Genomic DNA, 1,925 nt, shown 5'->3' on the forward strand with positions numbered 1-1,925 from the left:
GGTGGAGGTGAGGGGACTCGAACCCCTGGCCTCCTCCGTGCGAGGGAGGCGCTCTACCAGGCTGAGCTACACCCCCTGGAGCTTCTGAAGCTTACCGCAGACCCGGACGGGCGTGACGAGCCGGCCCCGGCCGAAGAGAACACGATCGTCGTCCTGCGCAGCTCCGGAGGTCACCCTTCAGCTCAGCTGGTCCTGACTGGAGCCAGCGGAGGCTCTCCCGCCCTTGCGTGGGGTACCCGTACCACCGCCGGGCCGGCACCACGGGCCACGTCCACCTCGGCCATCAGCCGGGCGAACAGCGTCGCCGCAGCAGCCGGCCTCAGCAGGCCCGCCTCGTGGCCACGCCAGCCGCATTCCCGGCCACCGTCGAAGAGCACCTGGTGGTCGGGAGCCTCCTCGCGGTCGAAAACCATCCGCGCACGGTCGGGAACAACGCCGGGGCGGGAACAACGCCGGGGCGCCTCGAACCGCTGCCGCACGCATCGCCGCCGCACGCATCGCCGCCCGGGTCCGATGCGGACAGGACCCGGCTCCCGAACGTCCGATACCCCGACGATGGATGATCGATCCGATGGTTCACCCAGAGCGACAGACCTTCCTCCGGAGTCCACCTCGGGTCCCAGTGCGGCAGCTGCCACATCGCCCGCCCGGGGCGAAACAACGACAGTGTCACCCGCACGCCGCGGCAGCGCAGATGGAAGCCGAACCCATCCGGCCGCAGCCCGCGCAGCTCTACCGGCACCCCGCAGCTGGCTGGGCAGAGCCAGAAGCCGGCAGCGCGCAGATCCGCGGTCCACTCGTTGAACGTCCGCGCCCGGGCAACGAGGCCACCGGAGAACCTTTTGTTACGCTGAGCGCTATGGTCATAACTCACCATGACACCCCTTTGTGCTCACATCAGTGCTGACTGGCGGATGGCAGGCGACGACACAAGAAACAGGAGAAGCACGATACCGGGTGATACCGGACACAGGCCGTATGCCCACGTGGTCGTCAAACAGCAACCTGGTGGATGCCTCAGCTGAATGCCGCCTGATCTGGACAGGTCAGGCAGAACCGATCAGGGCTTCTCCGACAACGGTCCCTCGCGTGCAGGACCGGTCGGACGACCAGGCCAGGGACGTCAGGACGGCAATGCCGACGTCAGCGCACGCGAGGGCACCGACAACAAACCCCCGCGTCGGCGCGCGCGACAACCCCGGCGATCAGCTCGGCGAAGCGCGGCGCGGACATGGTCACGCAGCCATTATGCACAGCCTGTTCGTCCGCCAGCCCGTGCGTCCGCCAGCCCGTTGGACCACGGTCAGCCGAGAGTGGACACCTCGACGACGGGAAGACCCGCAACCCTGGCCTTGTCCACCAGATCGTCGGCAACCGACGCGCGGTGCGAAACGATCGGACGCAGCACCAGCGCGACCACTTCCTCCGCGGGTGTTCGTCTCAGTTGCGCGGCGCGTGCGAGCAGGCGGGTATTCGTGCGGTGATACACCTCATCGTCCTCGACCTCACCGAGGACCTCCAACTCACACGGCTTCAACGAGGCGATCAGCCCGTCATACCGGGCACACCAGAGCGGCCCGCGGTCCTCGACCGACGTCCGCCGGAACGTGTCGACGTCGAACGGCAGTACCACTCGCACGTCGAGCCCTTCCGCGCGCGCGACGGCCAGCACCACCAGGTCGGCTCCGGACGCAGCCGCCCCGACCAGCAGCCGTGGACGCAGTTCCGCGAGGACCGCCGCCGTCCGCCGTTCGACATCAGCCACGTCACACTCGCGGAAGCGAGGCGGGTCGGTATCACGGTTGTCGATCTGGACGCCACCGAAGGCAGCAATCATCGGCAGGCTACGATCATCGGCAAAAAGTGATCATCAATGGCTCATCACGAGGTAGATTTTTGCACACGTTCGTCGATCAGACGACTCA

2 protein-coding genes and 1 tRNA gene are annotated in these 1,925 nt (G+C 67.3%); all 3 read right to left on the bottom strand.

Annotated features, from left to right (window positions below; all coding sequences use genetic code 11):
• Positions 1 to 2: 2 nt before the first annotated feature.
• A tRNA-Ala gene (locus U9980_RS23115) sits at positions 3 to 76 on the bottom strand.
• Between the two features lie 106 nt (positions 77 to 182).
• On the bottom strand, positions 183 to 413 hold the full coding sequence (locus tag U9980_RS23120; RefSeq protein ID WP_322769870.1) for a hypothetical protein: 231 nt from the start codon (positions 411 to 413) through the stop codon (positions 183 to 185).
• A gap of 890 nt (positions 414 to 1,303) precedes the next feature.
• The gene (locus tag U9980_RS23125; RefSeq protein WP_322769871.1) at positions 1,304 to 1,837 is read right to left on the bottom strand and encodes a hypothetical protein; all 534 of its coding nucleotides are present in this window, start codon (positions 1,835 to 1,837) and stop codon (positions 1,304 to 1,306) included.
• Positions 1,838 to 1,925: the final 88 nt, after the last annotated feature.

The organism is Protofrankia sp. Cr1 (assembly GCF_963555865.1).
Lineage (GTDB): Bacteria > Actinomycetota > Actinomycetes > Frankiales > Frankiaceae > Protofrankia.

What these genes read in the sequence shown, in the direction of transcription:
- U9980_RS23120 (WP_322769870.1), bottom strand. Translation starts at nt 413, where the DNA reads ATGGTTTTCGACCGCGAGGAGGCTCCCGACCACCAGGTGCTCTTCGAC.
- U9980_RS23125 (WP_322769871.1), bottom strand. Translation starts at nt 1,837, where the DNA reads ATGATTGCTGCCTTCGGTGGCGTCCAGATCGACAACCGTGATACCGAC.